17 protein-coding genes are annotated in these 17,090 nt (G+C 65.1%); 15 read left to right on the top strand and 2 right to left on the bottom strand.

The features are described 5' to 3' along the window. Positions 1-137 precede the first annotated feature (137 nt). A complete protein-coding gene (locus ASC93_RS23840; RefSeq protein ID WP_056448482.1) occupies positions 138-728 on the bottom strand; it encodes an isochorismatase family protein in 591 nt (196 codons plus the stop codon). 79 nt (positions 729-807) lie between these two features. On the opposite strand from ASC93_RS23840, the gene ASC93_RS23845 reads away from it, so the two are divergent. Then, a complete protein-coding gene (locus ASC93_RS23845) occupies positions 808-2,508 on the top strand; it encodes a M1 family metallopeptidase (RefSeq protein ID WP_056448485.1) in 1,701 nt (566 codons plus the stop codon). A gap of 163 nt (positions 2,509-2,671) precedes the next feature. On the opposite strand, the gene ASC93_RS23850 is transcribed toward ASC93_RS23845, so the two are convergent. After that, complete coding sequence (locus ASC93_RS23850; protein WP_056448488.1) at positions 2,672-5,455, bottom strand: pitrilysin family protein; 2,784 nt, start codon at positions 5,453-5,455, stop codon at positions 2,672-2,674. A gap of 158 nt (positions 5,456-5,613) precedes the next feature. Here ASC93_RS23850 and ASC93_RS23855 point away from each other — a divergent pair, with 158 nt between their 5' ends. The 14 genes from ASC93_RS23855 (at position 5,614) to ASC93_RS23920 (ending at position 16,984) form a co-directional block, all read left to right on the top strand. After that, positions 5,614-6,177 carry a DUF882 domain-containing protein gene (locus tag ASC93_RS23855; protein ID WP_056448491.1) on the top strand — a complete coding sequence of 188 codons (564 nt, stop codon included), beginning with the start codon at positions 5,614-5,616 and terminating at the stop codon, positions 6,175-6,177. A gap of 2 nt (positions 6,178-6,179) precedes the next feature. Beyond that, entirely contained in the window at positions 6,180-7,043 is an 864-nt protein-coding gene (locus ASC93_RS23860) for a hypothetical protein (RefSeq protein ID WP_229412858.1), read from the top strand. Further along, positions 7,040-7,369 (top strand): hypothetical protein, encoded by a 330-nt coding sequence (locus ASC93_RS23865; protein WP_056448493.1) that lies wholly within the window; start codon positions 7,040-7,042, stop codon positions 7,367-7,369. Before ASC93_RS23860 ends, ASC93_RS23865 begins: the two co-directional genes overlap by 4 nt. Positions 7,370-7,483: 114 nt before the next feature. Further along, positions 7,484-8,218: a GntR family transcriptional regulator gene (locus ASC93_RS23870; protein WP_229412859.1), complete on the top strand. Its 735-nt coding sequence runs from the start codon at positions 7,484-7,486 to the stop codon at positions 8,216-8,218. A 252-nt stretch (positions 8,219-8,470) separates the two neighbouring features. Further along, positions 8,471-10,207, top strand: a complete 1,737-nt coding sequence (locus ASC93_RS23875; protein ID WP_056448499.1) for a fumarate reductase/succinate dehydrogenase flavoprotein subunit — start codon at positions 8,471-8,473, stop codon at positions 10,205-10,207. Between the two features lie 21 nt (positions 10,208-10,228). Then, on the top strand, positions 10,229-10,462 hold the full coding sequence (locus ASC93_RS23880; protein WP_056448502.1) for a ferredoxin family protein: 234 nt from the start codon (positions 10,229-10,231) through the stop codon (positions 10,460-10,462). A gap of 12 nt (positions 10,463-10,474) precedes the next feature. Continuing rightward, on the top strand, positions 10,475-11,425 hold the full coding sequence (locus ASC93_RS23885) for a HEAT repeat domain-containing protein (RefSeq protein WP_056448505.1): 951 nt from the start codon (positions 10,475-10,477) through the stop codon (positions 11,423-11,425). Then, the gene (fdxA, locus tag ASC93_RS23890) at positions 11,422-11,751 is read left to right on the top strand and encodes a ferredoxin FdxA (protein WP_056448508.1); all 330 of its coding nucleotides are present in this window, start codon (positions 11,422-11,424) and stop codon (positions 11,749-11,751) included. Before ASC93_RS23885 ends, fdxA begins: the two co-directional genes overlap by 4 nt. Before the next feature lie 57 nt (positions 11,752-11,808). Beyond that, the gene (locus ASC93_RS23895; RefSeq protein ID WP_056448511.1) at positions 11,809-13,251 is read left to right on the top strand and encodes an ABC transporter substrate-binding protein; all 1,443 of its coding nucleotides are present in this window, start codon (positions 11,809-11,811) and stop codon (positions 13,249-13,251) included. A 26-nt stretch (positions 13,252-13,277) separates the two neighbouring features. Then, positions 13,278-14,198: an ABC transporter permease gene (locus ASC93_RS23900; protein ID WP_056448514.1), complete on the top strand. Its 921-nt coding sequence runs from the start codon at positions 13,278-13,280 to the stop codon at positions 14,196-14,198. Continuing rightward, a complete protein-coding gene (locus tag ASC93_RS23905) occupies positions 14,195-15,067 on the top strand; it encodes an ABC transporter ATP-binding protein (RefSeq protein WP_056448517.1) in 873 nt (290 codons plus the stop codon). Before ASC93_RS23900 ends, ASC93_RS23905 begins: the two co-directional genes overlap by 4 nt. Next, the gene (locus ASC93_RS23910; RefSeq protein ID WP_056448521.1) at positions 15,057-15,452 is read left to right on the top strand and encodes a DUF971 domain-containing protein; all 396 of its coding nucleotides are present in this window, start codon (positions 15,057-15,059) and stop codon (positions 15,450-15,452) included. Before ASC93_RS23905 ends, ASC93_RS23910 begins: the two co-directional genes overlap by 11 nt. Next, positions 15,445-16,218 (top strand): ferredoxin--NADP reductase, encoded by a 774-nt coding sequence (locus ASC93_RS23915; protein ID WP_056448524.1) that lies wholly within the window; start codon positions 15,445-15,447, stop codon positions 16,216-16,218. The genes ASC93_RS23910 and ASC93_RS23915 overlap by 8 nt, the downstream gene beginning before the upstream one ends. Positions 16,219-16,234: 16 nt before the next feature. Further along, positions 16,235-16,984, top strand: coding sequence for an electron transfer flavoprotein subunit beta/FixA family protein (locus ASC93_RS23920; protein WP_056448527.1), 750 nt, complete (start codon positions 16,235-16,237; stop codon positions 16,982-16,984). Positions 16,985-17,090 lie beyond the last annotated feature (106 nt).

Consider the following 17,090-nt stretch of genomic DNA (forward strand, 5'->3'; position numbering starts at 1 on the left):
CCTGCAACACCTTCAGCGATTTCCCCTCAAATTATTCCGGACAGCAGTGCGCGCAGGCGGGAATCCCAGTTTGCCGGCAGATCGCGCGACCTGGGTCCCCGCCTGCGCGGGGACGACGGCTACGCTGACAAGCCGGCTTACGCGTCGCCCGTCCCGGCCTGAAGCGCGTCGATCACGTGGCGCGTCGACCGCACCCTGCCCATGATGCGGAAGGTATGTTCGCAGGCGAACCTGTGCATGTCGGCTTGCATGCTGGTCATCGCATCCTCGACGAAGACGACGCCGTAGCCGCGGTCGAACGCGGCGCGCGCCGTCGACTCGACCCCGAGGTTGGTGGCGACGCCGCCGAGGATGATGGTCTTGATGTTGCGGCGGCGCAGCAGCTGGTCCAGTTCCGTGCCGTAGAAGGCGCCCCACTGGCGCTTCGTGACGACGATGTCGGTCGCCTGCACCTGGGCGTCCGGCGCGAGCTGCGATGCATCCGGCGGCGGCGCGGGCGTGCCCGGCTTGCGCATCGGCGCGTCGGCCGGCGGCAGCTGCAGCTGGTCGACGAGCACGCGCACGAAGATCACCATCCCGCCACGGTCGCGCATTTCGCCCGCCAGCAGCACGCAATTGCCCACCACCTGCTCGGCCGTGTACGGCGCCAGGTCGCGTCTCACATTACTGTTCTGCAAATCGATCAGCACCAGGGCGGTGCGGCCGATGTCGATGTCCAGGTCGCTCATTGCAAGTCCTCCTCGCCACAGTATTCACCAGCCGCGATTTGCGTGGCGCCGCTTTCCGCTGTGATAAATTCCCTGCATCATGCAAAGAATCGCCATCGCCGCCCTGGGCCTGCTGCTGGCGGGCTGCGCCAGCCAGCCCGCCCTCACCGACTACACCGTCAACTCGGGCGCGCAGCGCAGCCCCGGCCAGCAGGCGCTCACCTTCGATTACGCCGACCTGGGCCTGCGCATCGACCCGGACAGCCGCAGCCTGCGCGGCGACGCGACGCTCACGTTCGGTACGCGCGCGCCGCTGGACCGCATCGAACTCGACCTGGACCGCAACCTGCCCATCGACGCCATCAGCGTCGACGGCCGGGCGCTCGCCGCGGGCCAGTGGCGCAATCCGGACGGCAAGCTGACGATCACGCTGCCGCAGCGGCTGGAGCCGGGCCGGCACGTCAAGGTGCGCGTGACCTACCACGGCGAGCCGCACGTGGCGAAGCGGGCGCCATGGGACGGCGGCTTCGTGTGGGCGCGCACGCCCGACGGCCAGCCGTGGGTCGCCAGCGCCGTCGAGGGCGAAGGCTGCGACCTGTTCTGGCCCTGCATCGACCATCCGATGGGCAAGCCGGACGTCGTCGACGAACACATCACTGTGCCGGCGCCGCTGGTCGCGGCGGGCAACGGCGTCGCGCTCGGCATGACGGAGGCGAACGGCTGGCGCACATGGCACTGGCGCGCAAGACACCCGAGCACCTACGGCGTCGCCATCAACGTCGGGCCGTACGCCGAGCTGGATGGCGAATACCACAGCCGCTACGGCAACGTGATCCCGCTGCGGCTGTGGTACCTGCCGCACAACAAGGCGCATGCGCAGGCGTTGTTCGCGGAATTCCCGCAGATGCTCGATTTCTTCGAATCGACGATCGGCCCTTACCCGTTCGGCGACGAAAAAATGGGCGTCGTGGAAACGCCGCACAAGGGCATGGAACACCAGACCATCAATGCCTACGGCAACAAATACGCCAAGACGCCGTACGGCTACGACGACCTGCTGCAGCACGAATTCGCCCACGAATGGTTCGGCAACCAGCTCACCAATGCCGACTGGGACGACATGTGGCTGCACGAAGGCCTCGGCTCCTACATGCAGCCCCTGTACATGCAATACCTGCACGGCGACCAGGAATACTACGCGGCGCTGATGCAGCAGCGGACATCGATCCGCAACAAGGCGCCGCTCGTCTCCGGCAAGCACAAGCGCGAGGAAGACGTCTACGACCTCAAACGCGGCGGTCCCGGCGGCGACATCTACACGAAGGGCTCGCTCGTGCTGCACACCTTGCGCGGCCTGATCGGCGACGACGCCTTTTTCCGCGCCGTGCGCGAACTCGTGTATGGCCGTCCGGACCCGCGTCCCGGCAACTTCGCGCCGCGCTATGCGACGACGCCCGACTTCATCGCCATCGTCAAACGCGCGAGCGGACGCGACCTGGACTGGTTCTTCCAGGCCTATATGTACCAGGCCGCCCTGCCCGAACTCGTGGCCCGGCGCCATGCCGACACCCTCGACCTGACGTGGAAGACGGCCGCCGGCACGCCGTTCCCGATGCCGCTCGACGTGCGCGTCGGCACGCGCATCGTCACGCTGCCGATGGCGGACGGGCACGGCAGCATCGCCCTGCCGCCCGATGCCACGTACACGCTCGACCCGCATTCGAAGATTTTACGGCGCGAGGAACGGTTCGAGATTTTCCAGCGTTACCAGGAACAGTTGCGCAAGCAAGCGAAACCGTAACGTGGGCGGTGGCGGCGCGCGTGGGCACACCCTACCAGGCTTGCGGAAGCAGGCGAAACCGTAGGGTGGGCGGCCCTCCGCCCACGCGTGATGTTCGCGGCGTGTTGGCGGCACGCGTGGGCACGTTTCATTTGAGGCCCCCGGCCTCACCATCCTACCGCGGTCACTGCAACGGTTTCCCCTCGACGTCGATGCGGCGCACGGTGCCGAGGTTCAGCGCGCGGATCGGCGCCTCGATCTTGCTCATGTCGCCGACGACGATCCACACCGGCTGCCGGGGCAGCACGACGCGCCCGGCCAGCCCATTCAGCTGCGCGGGCGTCAGCGCGAGCGCCGTCGCCGTGTACGTGTTGTAGTAATCCTCGGGCAGGCCGTATTGCAGGATCGTCGCGTAGGCATTGCTGAGCTGGCTGACCGTCTCGAACGAGCCGGGCAGGCCCAGCGTCTCGTTGGCCTGCGCTTCCTGCAGCTCGCGCGGCGTGATCGGGCGGGCGCCGCCCAGCTCGGCATACTCGCGCGCCAGTTCGCGCAGCGCGTCGGCCGTTTTATCGGTCTGGACGGGCGAATCGCTGTACAGGATGCGCTGGCCGCGCGCCGCCACGAGCGACGTGCCGACACCGTACGACCAGTGTTTATCTTCGCGCAGGTCCATGTTCAGCCGCGAGCTGAACGTCCCGCCGAACACATCGTTCAGCAGATTCAGCGCGACGGCGTCCGGCGTGTTGCGCGGCGGGGCCAGCTGCGCGCCGACGATGTCGCTCTGCAGCGCGCCCGGGCGGTCGATCAGGTAGATCGTCGTGCCGGCCGGCTGGTCAACGTTGGCGATGTCGTGCGCGGGCAGCGTGCCGCCCTTCCAGGCGCCGAACGCGCGTTCCAGCAACGGCTTCAGTTCGGCCAGCGTGGTGTCGCCGACGACGAGCAAGGTTGCGTTATTCGGCTTGAACCACGTGCCGTGATACGCGACGAGATCCGCGCGCGTCATGCGCGCCACGGCGGCTTGGGTGCCGGTGCCCGTCAGCGGCAACGAGTAGGGATGGCCGGGGCCGTACAGCAGCGGCGGCAGCACGCGCAAGGCCATCAGGCGCGGCACGGTCTGCTCGCGCTGGATCGCGGCCAGCCGCGTCTTGCGCACGCGTTCGAAGTCCGCTTGCGGGAACGATGGGTGCAGCGTCAGGTCCGCGTACAGGCCCAGCGCCTGCGTCAGCGTCGGTTTCAACACGTTCATGTTGACGAAGGCGCCGTCCAGGTTGATCGTCGTGCCGAACGAGGCGCCCAGCGCTTCCAGTTCGCGACTGATCTGCAAGGCGCTGCGCGTCGCCGTGCCCTCTTCCAGCATGCGCAGGGTGAGGCTCGCGAGCCCCGGCAGCGCCTGCGTGTCGGACGCGAAGCCGCCATTCAACATCAGCGACAGATTGATCACGGGCGCGCCATGGCGCTCGGCCAGCACCACGTTCAGGCCGTTGGACAGGATCGCCTTCTGCATCGGCGGCAGGGTCAACGGCTCCGGATGGCCCGTCGGCGGGCCCTTGCTGCGGTCGACCGTGGACGCGTCGGCAGCCAGCGCGGTCGGGAACGGATCGACTTCCAGCACGTAGTCGCCGTCGGATAACCAGTCCTGCATGGCCTTTCGCACGGCGGCCGGCGTCGCGTCCTTGATGCGCTGCAGGTAGACCTTGTAGCAGTCCGGATTGCCCGTGTACGTGGCGCAGCGCGCCAGCACGTCGCTCTTGCCGCCGAAGCCGCCCACGCGCTCGACGGCGCGCGCGTGCTGCGCGAGGATCGTCGTCTGCGCGAGCCGCAGTTCGGCGGCCGTGGGGCCGGACTTCATCAGCGCGCGCAATTCCTCGTCGGCGCCGGCTTCCATGCGCGCGACGTCGGCCTGCGCCAGCCCGGGCCTGGCCGTCAGGTTGATGCCGAACTGGCCGGCGATCTCGTTCGAATCGTTGCCGGAGCCGATGCTCGTGGCCAGCTGCTCCTTGACGACGAGGCGCTGGTACAGGCGCGACGTCTTGCCGCCGCCCAGCACCTGCGCGGCCAGGTCGAGCAGCGGTTCTTCTGGCGTGTCGGCGCCGGGCACGTTCCACAGGCGGATGATGCGCGCCTGCGGCACGCGGTCCTGCACCTGCCCGCGATGGGTGCCGCTGCGCTTCGCGACCCACGCCTGCTGGTGCGCCTGCGGCGGGCCCGGCGGGATGTCGCCATAGTATTTTTCCACCTTGTCGCGCGCCTGCTGCGGCGTGATGTCGCCGGCCAGCACGAGCACGACGTTGTTCGGGCCGTAGTGGCCCTTGAACCAGTCGGTGACGTCGGCCATCGACGCGGCATCGAGGTCGGTCATGGAACCGATCACGGTCCAGGAATACGGATGGTTCGCCGGCCACGTGTTCTCCGTGACGATCTGCTCGACGACGCCGTACGGCTGGTTCTCGCGCTGGCGCTTTTCGTTCTGGACGACGCCCCGCTGCAGGTCGAGCTTCTTCCGGTCGAGCACATCCAGCAGGTGGCCCATGCGGTCGCTCTCGGCGAACAGCGCGTAGTCGAGCATCGACGTCGGCACCGTCTCGAAATAATTCGTGCGGTCCTTGTTCGTCGTGCCGTTCAGGTCCGTCGCGCCGACGCCTTCGAGGGCAGACAAGAACGTCTTGTCGAAGTTGGCGCTGCCGGAAAACATCAGGTGCTCGAACAGGTGCGCGAAGCCCGTCTTGCCGGGCTTTTCGTTCTTCGAGCCGACGTGATACCACGTGTTGACGGCCACGACGGGCGCCTTGTGGTCTTCGTGCACGAGCACCGTCAGGCCGTTCTTGAGGACGAATTTCGTGTACGGGATGTCGGGGATCGGAATATCGACGCCGGCGTCGCGCGCGGGCGTGGATGCGGGCGCGGGCGTGGCCGTCGTGCCGGCGAGTGCCAGCATCGATGCGAACAAGAAACGGTAAGCAAAACGCATGCTGCTCTCCTTGCAAGATTGCACGACACACATGACCGCCCATTCTAAGGCAGTCACGCCCTGTCGTCCCGCACCGACACGCGACCCGGACACAGTCCGGTGCACGAATCATGCACGGGGCGTATCATTGAGGCTGGCAATCAGCAAAGGATAAGCTCATGAATCAACGACGCTCCTTCCTCAAAAGCTCGGCCGTCCTCGCATCGGTACTCGGTGCGCCCGCGATCCGCACCAGCGCCAAGACCCTGCCGGATGCGCCCGTTCCACCGGTGGCGCCCAACGAGCGCATCGTGCGCCTGTACAACACGCACACGGGCGAAAGCCTGCGGACCATTTTCTGGGCCGAGGGCGAGTTCATCCCCGAAGCCTTGCAGGACATCAATAAACTGCTGCGCGACCACCGCAACAACAAGATCGCGGCCATCGATCCGAAGCTGCTCGTCTTGCTGGACCGCATCAGCGCGCAATACGGCAGCCATCCGACCATGCACGTGATCTCGGGTTATCGCTCGCCGGAAACGAACGCGATGCTGCACGAAAACACGAACGGCGTCGCCAAGCACAGCCTGCACATGGAGGGCAAGGCCATCGACGTGCGCATTCCGGGCCAGGACCTCGCCAAGCTGCACACGGTCGCGATGGCCCAGCGTGCGGGCGGGGTCGGCTATTACCCCGAGTCGCAGTTCGTGCACATGGACGTCGGCCGCGTGCGTTACTGGTGATCATGCGGCGGCCGGTCTCGCGTGGCGTAGCGCCGGCACTGCTGGGTGCCGTGCTGGCGTGGACGGCGCACGCCCAGACGGCGCCGGCAGCGGCAGCCAACCCGGCCGGGCAGCCGGCGCCGGCTTCGGGCGTCCAGACCGTCACCGTCACGTACACGCGCGACCCGGTCGACAAGTCCTACCGCAAAATGATCCGCGGCATGGAACGCTTCCAGCGCGAGCACGCGCTGGCACCCCAGGCCACGCTGCGCTTCCGCCTGCTGCCCCGCTCGCCGACCGTGGACATGCACGGCATCACCCTGCGCGTCATCGGCGACCACATCGCCGTGCCCGTTCCCGTCGCGCCGGACAACAGTTTTACCTTGCCGCGCAACGAGCAGGCGTTGCAGGAAGACGCGGCCGTCGTCGCCAACCGCAAGACGACGAGCATGACGTGGCGCGCGCATGTCGTGACGCCCGGCCTGCCGCCCGGTACGCGCCGGCTGGGCGACTTGCGCCTGGAATGTCTCGTCGGCATGGAGGCCGGGCTCGTGTCGAACAGCTCGCCGCTGTTCGGGTGGATATCGAATGCGCTCACGCGTCCCGAACAGGTCTGCGACAGCCCCGACGGCAATTTCCTGTTCTTTACGGAGCGTCCCGTGTTTGCCGTGACGCTGCGCGCGGGCGACCGCACGGAAGTGCTGCCCTTCCACTTCCTGTACGCGGGCGGCGACCAGACGCGCGACATGCTGCCGTTCTGCGACTGCCAGGTGCTGCTCGACCGCACGTATTACGCGCCGATCTGGGACCGCGGCTGGCCGGACGACACGCTCGTCAGCTTCGACTACATGGACGATGCGCCGCCGGCGCCGGAGGCGGCGCCATGATCAATCGCCGCTGGCTGACGATCGCCGCGCTGGCGGCCCTGCTGCTGTCCGGCTGCGCCACGCGCGCGCCCGAACCCGGCACGAGCGTGGCCGAGGCCCGCTTCGATGCGCTCGTCGTGCCGGGCCGCACGACGCGCGCCGAGCTGCTGGCCGCATTCGGGCCCACGAAGACGGTCCGGTTCGATTCGGGCATGGAAGCGTGGCTCTACACGACGCCGGCGGCGGGCGGCCGGCATACCGAACTCGTGCTGCTGCTCGGCCGCGACGGCATCGTGACAAAGATGCGCAAGCGGCCGCCCTACCCGACCGACCCGCGCGGCGATTGACGGCGCCACGTGAAACGGTGCCGTGGACAGCGGATGTCCGGGCCTCCCCAAATTAGGGGACTCGTGCCCGGACTCGTTATAATGACCTGTCCTTCATTGTGCTGTGCCGCCACCTTGAACATCCCACTTCCACGTTCGTCGACCGTTCCACTGTATATACAGATCAAGGAAGCGATTCGTGCCAAGATCATCGATGGCACCTATATCGGGCACCAGCAGCTGCCGTCGGAAAACGAAATGATCGCGGCGTTCGGCGTCAGCCGCATCACGGTGCGGCAGGCGATCAACGACTTGCAGCAGGAAGGGCTGCTGTTCAAAGTGCACGGCAAAGGCACGTTTGTCGCGTTGCCCAATGTCTCCCAGGAGTTGACGCACCTGCAGGGTTTCGGCGAAGCGATGCATCGTCTTGGCCATGAAACCTTTTCGGACGTGTTCGGCCTGAAAACCGTCAAGGCAGCGGGCATCGCCAGCGCGAAATTGCAGGTCAAGGACGGGAGTCCAGTGACCGAGATCCGCCGCGTGCGCTATTTGAACAGGGAGCCGGTGTCCATCGACTACTCCTGGGTACGGCATGACGTGGGCTCGCGCCTCACCGAGAAAAACCTGCGAGAAAAAGACCTGTTTTCGCTGCTCGAGAACGAGCTGCGCCAGCGGCTCCATTCCGCCGACGTGGAAATCGATGCCACCTCGGCCAGTCAGGACGTGGCCACGCGCCTGAAAGTCGAACCGGGCTCGCCCATACTGCGCATCGAGCGCCTGACCTATGCGCAGGAAGAGAAGCCGCTGGTATTCGAATACCTGCATTATCGGGCCGAGACCTTCAAGTACAAGATGAAGGTCTTGCGCTAGCAGGCGCAGCGTCGTACCACCTCCCCTTGCCTGACCGCGACGGCGCCCCGCCTCGCGTGCGCCCCACTTTGGTGGCGTCTCTCCCCACAACGGATACGTGCCGCACTGTCCGCGCACCGTTCCAGATCATTCTTCCCACCCGATACCGCGAATAACGGCGAATTCGATTGGCACGCATTTTGCACAACTCGTTATTACGAGTTATGACGAGGTGCGCAAGGGGCCGCACGGCAACTTTACTGAAAGGGTGACATGAATACCATCGAACTGGAATACGACCTGGTGATCGTCGGCGGCGGTACGGGGGGCCCGATGGCCGCCGTCAAGGCCAAGGAGAAGAATCCGAAGTTGCGTGTGCTCGTGCTGGAGAAGGCGAACGTCAAGCGCAGCGGCGCAATCTCCATGGGAATGGACGGGTTGAACAATGCGGTCATCCCCGGCCATGCGACGCCGGAGCAGTACACCAAGGAGATCACGGTGGCCAACGACGGCATCGTCGATCAGAAAGGCGTGTACGCCTACGCAAGCAACAGTTTCGCGATGATCGAGGAACTCGATCGCTGGGGTGTCAAATTCGAGAAGGACGAAACCGGCGATTTCGCCGTGCGCAAGGTGCATCACCTCGGCAGCTATGTATTGCCGATGCCGGAAGGGCATCACATGAAGAAGGTGCTGTATCGGCAACTGAAACGCCAGCGCGTCGACATCACCAACCGGGTGGTCGCCACGCGCCTGATCACGGGTACGCGGGGCGAGATCGCGGGCGTCATGGGATTCGACTGCCGCACCGCCGATTTCTATGTGATCAAGGCAAAGGCGGTCGTGCTGTGCACGGGCGCGGCGGGGCGTCTCGGCCTGCCCGCCTCCGGCTACATGTTCGGCACGTACGAGAACCCGACCAACAGCGGCGAGGGCCACGTGATGGCCTATCACGCCGGCGCGGAACTGACGAACCTCGAATGCTTCCAGGTCAATCCCTTGATCAAGGATTACAACGGCCCCGCGTGTGCTTATGTGACCGGACCGTTCGGCGGCTTTACCGCGAACTCCACCGGCGCGCGTTTCATCGAGTGCGACTATTGGAGCGGCCAGATGATGCTGGAGTTCTACAACGAACTCGAAGGCGGCCGCGGTCCGGTGTTCCTGAAGCTCGATCACCTTGCGGAAGAAACGATCGCCGAGATCGAGCACATCCTGCACACCAACGAACGTCCGAGCCGCGGCCGCTTCCACGAACGGCGCGGCAACGACTATCGCCAGAAGGCGATCGAAATGCACATCTCGGAAATCGGTTTTTGCAGCGGCCACAGCGCCTCCGGCATCTGGACCAACGAAAAAGGCGAGTGTTCCATCCCCGGCCTGTACGCGGCCGGCGATTGCGCCAGCATTCCGCACAACTACATGCTGGGCGCTTTCGTATATGGCAAATTCTGCGGCGAGAACGCGGCGGACTACGTCTCCGGCATGGCCGCTCCGGTCATCGACACCGACATGGTGGAAGCGGAACGCAAACGCATCATGGCACCGCTGGCGCGCAGCGAAGGCCTGACGCCGTTCCAGGTCGAATACAAGACGCGCCGCATCGTGAACGACTACCTGCAGCCGCCGAAGGTCACCCGCAAGATGGAGATCGCGCTGGAGCGCTTCGGCGAGATCAAGGACGACCTGAATGAACTCAGTGCCGTCGATCCGCACGAATTGATGCGTGCGATGGAAGCGCACACGATCCGCGACTGCGCGGAACTCGCGGCGCGCGCCTCGCTGTTTCGCAAGGAAAGCCGCTGGGGCCTGTATCACCTGTGCGTCGACCATCCCGAGAAGGACGACGAAAACTGGTTCTGCCACACCAACGTCAAGCTGGGCACGGACGGCAGGATGGCCTTCCGCAAGCGCGAGATCGAGCCCTACATCGTCGAACTGAATGCCGAAGAAAAAGCCGCGTACCAGCGCCTGCGCGTGGCCGGCAGCAAAACCACCGTCGCCGTTTAACCAGACCCGAAAGGAAAGATCATGACCATCGCAACCACCCGAACGCAGGCCCCGGTCGTCGTCGACCAATCGAAGTGCATCGCCGAGAAAGGCTGCACGGTGTGCGTCGACGTATGCCCGCTGGACGTGCTGGCGATCGACATCGTGAGCAACAAGGCGTTCATGAAGTTCGACGAATGCTGGTATTGCATGCCGTGCGAACAGGACTGCCCCACCGGCGCCGTGCACGTCAACATCCCCTACCTGGTTCGCTGAGGAGAAACGGCCATGATGGCAACCAGTATTCACGAACGGCTGCACAGCAGCGACCCGGGCGTGCGCCGCATTGCGGTGCTGGACCTCCCTTATTCCGAAGAGGCGGACGACATCGTGCCGCTGCTGGTCGCGGCACTGGCCGATCCCGACGCGTGCGTGCGGCTGGAGGCGGCCAGGGCGATCGAAGGCTACGAAGAACCGGATGCGCTGGCCGCGCTGGTGCCGCTCCTGAAGGACGCCGACCCCGAGGTGCGGCGCGCGACGGCGACCACGCTGGCCGAACTGAAGGAACCGTCGTCGGCACCGCATCTGCTGCCTTACCTGGGGGATGAAGAAGCGACGGTCAGGGCCGCCGCCCTGCACGCGATCCGGGCCTTGCGCGTGGACGCGGCGTTCGAGCCGGCCATGGGCGCCCTGCGCGACGCGGACGCCGGCGTGCGCCGCGAAGCCGTGGGCGTGCTCGGCTACCTGAAGAAACCGGAAGCGATCGGCGCGTTGACGAATGCCGCGGCGAACGATCCGGACCAGGAAGTGCGCCGCATCGCGGTCGGCGCGCTCGGCTACGTCTCGGAAGTCAGCATCCAGCCGACGCTGAGCCGCGTCCTCGCCGATCCGGCATGGCAGGTGCGCGAGGAAGCGGCGATCACGATGGGCAAGCTCGGGCTGGCGCTCGGCGTGCCGGACCTGGTGCGCGCGATGGACGACGAGTTCTGGCAAGTGCGCGTGAAGGCGGCGCGCAGTCTCGGCAAGCTCAAGGCAAAGGCCGCGGTGAATGCGCTGTGCGCGGCGTTGCGGCATCCGATGAGCAACCTGCGCAAGGAAGCCGTCATCGCACTGGGCGAAATCGGCGACACGCGCGCCATCGCGCACCTGGAACTGGCGCTGAAGGACGTGGACTCGGACGTGCGCAAGCTGTCGAAGCTGGCGCTGACGACCATACAACTGAACGGGGGCGCATCATGACACATGTTGTCGGCGAATCGTGCATCGGCTGCAAATACACCGACTGCGTCTCGGTGTGCCCGGTCGACTGCTTTCATGAAGGGCCCAACTTCCTCGTGATCGATCCGGAAGTCTGCATCGACTGCGGCGTGTGCGTGGCGGAATGCCCCGTCGAGGCGATCTACGACGAAAAGGCGCTGCCGCAAGCGCAGAAGGAATACGTCGAGCTGAACGCAAGGCTGGCGACGCGCTGGCCCGTCATCGCCCATTCGACGGAACCGCTGCCGACCGCCGACGAATGGGCGGACAAGCCGGACAAACGCGCGCACCTGGTGGAGATGGTGTAGCAGCGCACGCAGTACGCCGGTTCTTCATGCTTTGACCAATTCTGGAAGGGATTCAACATGACACTTCGGTTCTTCACACCAGGCCGCGCCAGTGGCCGCATCGCCCGTATCGCCGTGCTCTTCGCCACCGTCCTGTGCGCCGCGCAGGCACAGGCAAAAGACGTCGTCACGATCGGCATCGGCACGCAGAACACCACGACCAACACCGTCACCGGCGGCGTCGTCATCAAGGAGCTGGGCCTGCTCGACAAGTATCTGCCGAAGACCGGCAAGTACGCGAACATCGACTTCAAGGTCGACTGGCAGAACTTCACCTCCGGGCCGCCGGTGACCAACGGCATGATGGCCAACAAGATCCAGATCGGCATGATGGGCGATTACCCGCTGCTGATCAACGGCGCCAACGGGCAGCAAAGCAAGGGCAACGAAACGCAGCTGGTCGCCGTGATCGCCTACAACGCCTTCGGCGCCGGCAACGGCGTCGTGGTCAACAAGGACAGTCCCTACTACCAGCTGTCTGACCTGAAGGGCAAGAACGTGTCGGTGCCGTTCGGATCGGCGGCGCACGGCATGCTGCTGCAGGCGATGCAGGCGCGCGGCTGGTCGGACGACTACTGGAACCTGGTCAGCCAGTCGCCGGAAATCGGCACCAGCAACCTGCAGGAAAAGAAGATCGACGGCCACGCCGATTTCGTTCCCTTCGGCGAGCTGCTGCCGTACCGCGGCTTCGCGCGCAAGATCTTCGACGGCGCCGAAACCAGGATCCCGACCTTCCACGGCATCGTCGTGCGCAAGGACTTCGGGGACAAGTTTCCGGAAGTCGTCGTCGCGTATATCCGCGCGCTGATGGATGCCGACGACTGGGTCCGCAAGAACCCGAAACTCGCGGCCGAGAAGATCGCGCAGTGGACCAAAATCGAAAAGGAAGTCGTCTACATCTTCCTCGGACCCGACGGCATCCACACGCTGGACCCGACGATCAAGCCGCTCCTCGTCAACGCCATCAAGACCGACTACGACGTGCTGCAGAAACTGGGAAAGGTGAAGACGCTCAACGTGGACAGCTGGGTCGACGAAAGCTATCTGCGCACGGCCTTCAGGCAGCGCGGCCTCGACTACGACGCGCAGAAGCGGTCCCTGGCCAACTACGACATCCAGGGCAAGGACCCGGTCTGCGCCAGGGCGGTTACCAGTCCGAAGAACGCCGGCGAAATCTGGATCGCCGGCGGCGACATCGTGCCGCTCAGCTCCCCGCTCTGCACCTTCATGGGGATCAAAAAATACCAGGAAGCTGGCAAGAAAATTGCAGTGGCATATTTGTTCGACCATGGGCTCGGCATCAAGGTATTCGCCGACAGGGCCTTCTACGCGGTCAACGGGAGCGGTGCCGGGATGGATGTCGTGCCCTTCCTGCTGAAGAAGGACGCGGAAGCCAGCGCGGCGAAAGCCGGCGGCACCGTCGCAACCTACGAGCAAGTGCTCGCCAAGATGGAGAAATGATCATGGCTCTGATAGATCGTCAATCAATGACGCCCCCGCCGACGGCCGCGCCGCCTCATCCCGTCCCCGGCACGCCGGTACGGCAGCCCAGGCTGGAAGCCATCGAAGGCGGTCCGCCGCCGAACGCCGGGCAAGCGATGCCTTTCTCGCTGAAACACTGGCTCGAATCCGGCATCGGCGGGGCCGTGCTGGGCAGCGTGTCGATCGCCGCCGTCCTGCTGATGTGGTATCTGGCGACGCGCTACAAGCTCGATTTCTACGTGCGCTTCGGGAACATCCCGACGCCCATGGACGTCTGGCGCAGCATCCTCGACGTCAGTCATTCGACGAGGTTCATCGTGAACATCGGCATCAGCGTTCGCCGTGTGCTGTTCGGATTTGCCGGTGCCGCGATCGTCGGCACGGGCCTCGGGATCATGGTCGGCCGGTACCGGATCTTCCGTTCGCTGACGATGCCGGCGATGGAACTGTTCCGCCCGATCCCGGCGATCGCGTGGGTGCCGATGGCCATCATGCTGTGGCCGAGCAACGAGGTCAGCATTGCATTCATCACGTTCATCGGCGCCTTTTTCCCCATCCTGATCAACACGATCCAGGGCGTGGAAGAGATCGACGAAGTCCTGCTTCGCGCGGCGCACAGCCTGGGGGCGAAAGAAAAGGACGTGATCCTGCACGTCGTGATCCCCGGCGCCCTGCAACACATTTTCACCGGTCTCGCGGTCGGCATGGGCGTCGCCTGGGTCTCGCTGATTGCGGCGGAAATGATTTCCGGCCAGTTCGGCATCGGTTACTTCACCTGGGAAGCGTATTCGCTGATTTCGTATCCCGACATCGCACTCGGCATGATCACGATCGGCGTGCTCGGCCTGCTGTGCAGCAAGGCGATCCATATTTGTTCGAGACTCGCCATGCCGTGGACGGGCCTGGCGGCGGGAGCGCGAAAATGAGTGCGCACACCACAGGTACCCAAGCCGGCCACATCGAGGTTCGCGACCTCAACATCGGTTTCAAGGCGCGCGGCGCGACCGTGCAGGCCGTGAAGTCGGTGTCGCTGGACGTGCAGGCCGGTGAATTCGTCTCGCTGATCGGTCCTTCCGGTTGCGGCAAGTCCACCCTGATGAACGCGGTCGCCGGTTTTACCAAGGCCAACAGCGGCGTCGTGACGCTGGACGGCAAGCGCATCGACGGCCCCGGTTCGGACCGCGGGGTGGTGTTCCAGCAGTATTCGCTGTTCCCGTGGATGACGGTGCGCAAGAACGTCGAGTTCGGGCTGAAGATGGCGAACATGGCACCGTCGCAGCGCGAGACGCAGGCGCGCACCCTGCTCGGCCTGGCGGGCCTGCTGGCGTTCGAAAACCACTATCCGTCGCAACTGTCCGGCGGGATGAAGCAACGTGTCGGCATCGTCCGCGCGCTGGCGACGAGCCCGCAAGTGCTCCTGATGGACGAGCCGTTCGGCGCGCTCGATTCGCAGACGCGTTCGGTGATGCAGGAAATCCTGACGAATATGTGGCAGCGGCTGCGGCTGTCCGTGCTGTTCATCACGCACGACATCGAGGAAGCGATCTTCCTGTCGGACCGGATCTATGTGATGACCGCCAGGCCGGGGCGGATCAAGGCCGACATCAGGGTGCCGCTGCCGCGTCCCCGCACGCCGGACATGATGGATACGCCGGAGTTCGCCGGACTGGTCCGCTCGATCAAGAAGCTGATTCGCGAAGAAAGCCTGGCCGCGATGGGCGGGGAATTGCGCGATGGCGGATGTGGCGGACTCAGCATGGAAATCGGACCGGAGGGAGTGGCCAATGTCCTGTGACGATGCAACCGCGGTCGCGCCGCTGGACGCGAACGATGTACCGCCGTCGGCCTGGCCTTCCGCAATCAGCTTGAACGAGAAGGCACGTACGTTGGAGCTGGTGTGGGACGACCGGCACGCAGTGTTGTCGCACAGCGTATTGCGCCGCTCCTGCCGCTGCAGCGTATGCGAGAGCACGCGCAGGAAGCTGGACCAGGTGCTGCCGGTTGCCGACGACGTGGCGCTGCTGAAGATCGAGCCGGTGGGCTCGACGGCTTTGCAGCTGTTCTTTTCGGACGGCCACGAGCGCGGCATTTATCCGTGGACCTATCTGAAGCAGATGGCATTCGCCCCGGCGACGAGCGGGTTCCGCGATTTTTTGACGAAAGGATGGCGTGATGAGTAATTTCTACGAGGCGGAAGTCTTGTCCGTGCATCATTGGACGGATCGCCTGTTTTCTTTTACCACGACGCGCGAACCGAGCTTCCGCTACCAGAGCGGACAGTTCGCGATGATCGGGCTCGACGTGGACGGCAAGCCGCTGATGCGGGCATACAGCATGGTCAGCCCGCATTACGAAGAGCAGCTCGAATTTCTCAGCATTAAGGTACCCGACGGTCCCCTGACCTCGCGCCTGCAGAACATCAAGGTCGGCGATTCGATCCTGGTCGGCCGCAAGGCGTCCGGCACCCTGCTCAGCCAGAACCTGTTGCCGGGCAAGCACCTGTACCTGCTCGGCACGGGCACGGGCCTCGCACCGTTCATGAGCATCGTGCAGGACCCGGACGTTTACGAGAAGTTTGAAAAAGTGATCCTCGTGCACGGCTGCCGCCAGGTCGACGAACTGGCTTACCAGAAGCGCATCGCGGCGGAATTGCCGAATCACGAATTCCTGGGCGACATGGTGGCCGGCCGCCTGATCTACTATCCGACCGTCACGCGCGAACCGTTCGAAAACCAGGGACGCATTCCCGACTTGCTGAAAAGCGCACAGTTCTACGACAAGCTCGGCGTGCCGGCGCTCGACATCGAGCACGACCGCTTCATGCTGTGCGGCAGCCCCGCCATGCTGAAGGACACCGTGGACGTGCTCCAGACCTACGGCCTGAACGAGGGCAATATGAGCCATCCCGGCCACTACGTCATCGAACGCGCGTTCGTCGACAAGTGACGCACAAGGAGAAACGATGAAAATACTGGTCCCCGTCAAGCGGGTGGTCGATCCCAACGTCAAGGTCCGCGTGAAGCCGGACCACACGGGCGTCGACCTGGCCAACGTCAAGATGGCCATCAATCCTTTCGACGACATCGCCGTCGAAGAAGCCACGCGGCTGAGGGAAGCGGGTCACGCGACGGAAGTCGTCGCGGTATCCTGCGGCCCCGACGCCTGCCAGGACGTGCTGCGCACGGCCATGGGCATCGGCGCCGACCGCGGCATCCTGGTGCGGACGGACGCGGAACTGCAGCCGCTCGCGGTCGCCAAATTGCTGGCCGCAATCGTCAGGCGGGAAGTCCCGCGGCTGGTGATCCTGGGCAAGCAGGCCATCGACGACGACTGCAACCAGACCGGGCAGATGCTGGCGGCCATGCTGGCCTGGCCGCAGGCGACGTGCGCATCGGCCGTGCGGGTCGAAGGCGACAGCGTGACCGTCACGCGCGACGTCGATGGCGGCACCGACACCGTGCAACTGGCGCTGCCGGCCATCGTGACGACGGACCTGCGCCTGAACGAACCGCGCTTCGTCAGCCTGCCCAACCTCATGAAGGCGAAAAAGAAGCCGCTGGACGTGATCCCCGCCGAAACCCTGGGTGTGGACCTCGCCCCGCGCTGGACCACGCTGGCCGTCAACCCGCCCCCGTCACGCAAGAGCGGCGTGCTCGTGCAGGATGCGGCCGAGCTCGTCCGCCGCCTCCGCCACGACGCCCACGTCATCTAATCTATCGAGGAGCCATCATGACAGTACTGGTCATCGCCGAACACGACAACGTTTCGCTCCATGCCGCCACGCGCCACGCAATCGGCGCGGCCCGCCAATGCGGCGG

Origin of the sequence: Massilia sp. Root335 (genome assembly GCF_001425685.1) — a bacterium.
Taxonomy (GTDB): Bacteria; Pseudomonadota; Gammaproteobacteria; order Burkholderiales; family Burkholderiaceae_D; genus Telluria; species Telluria luteola.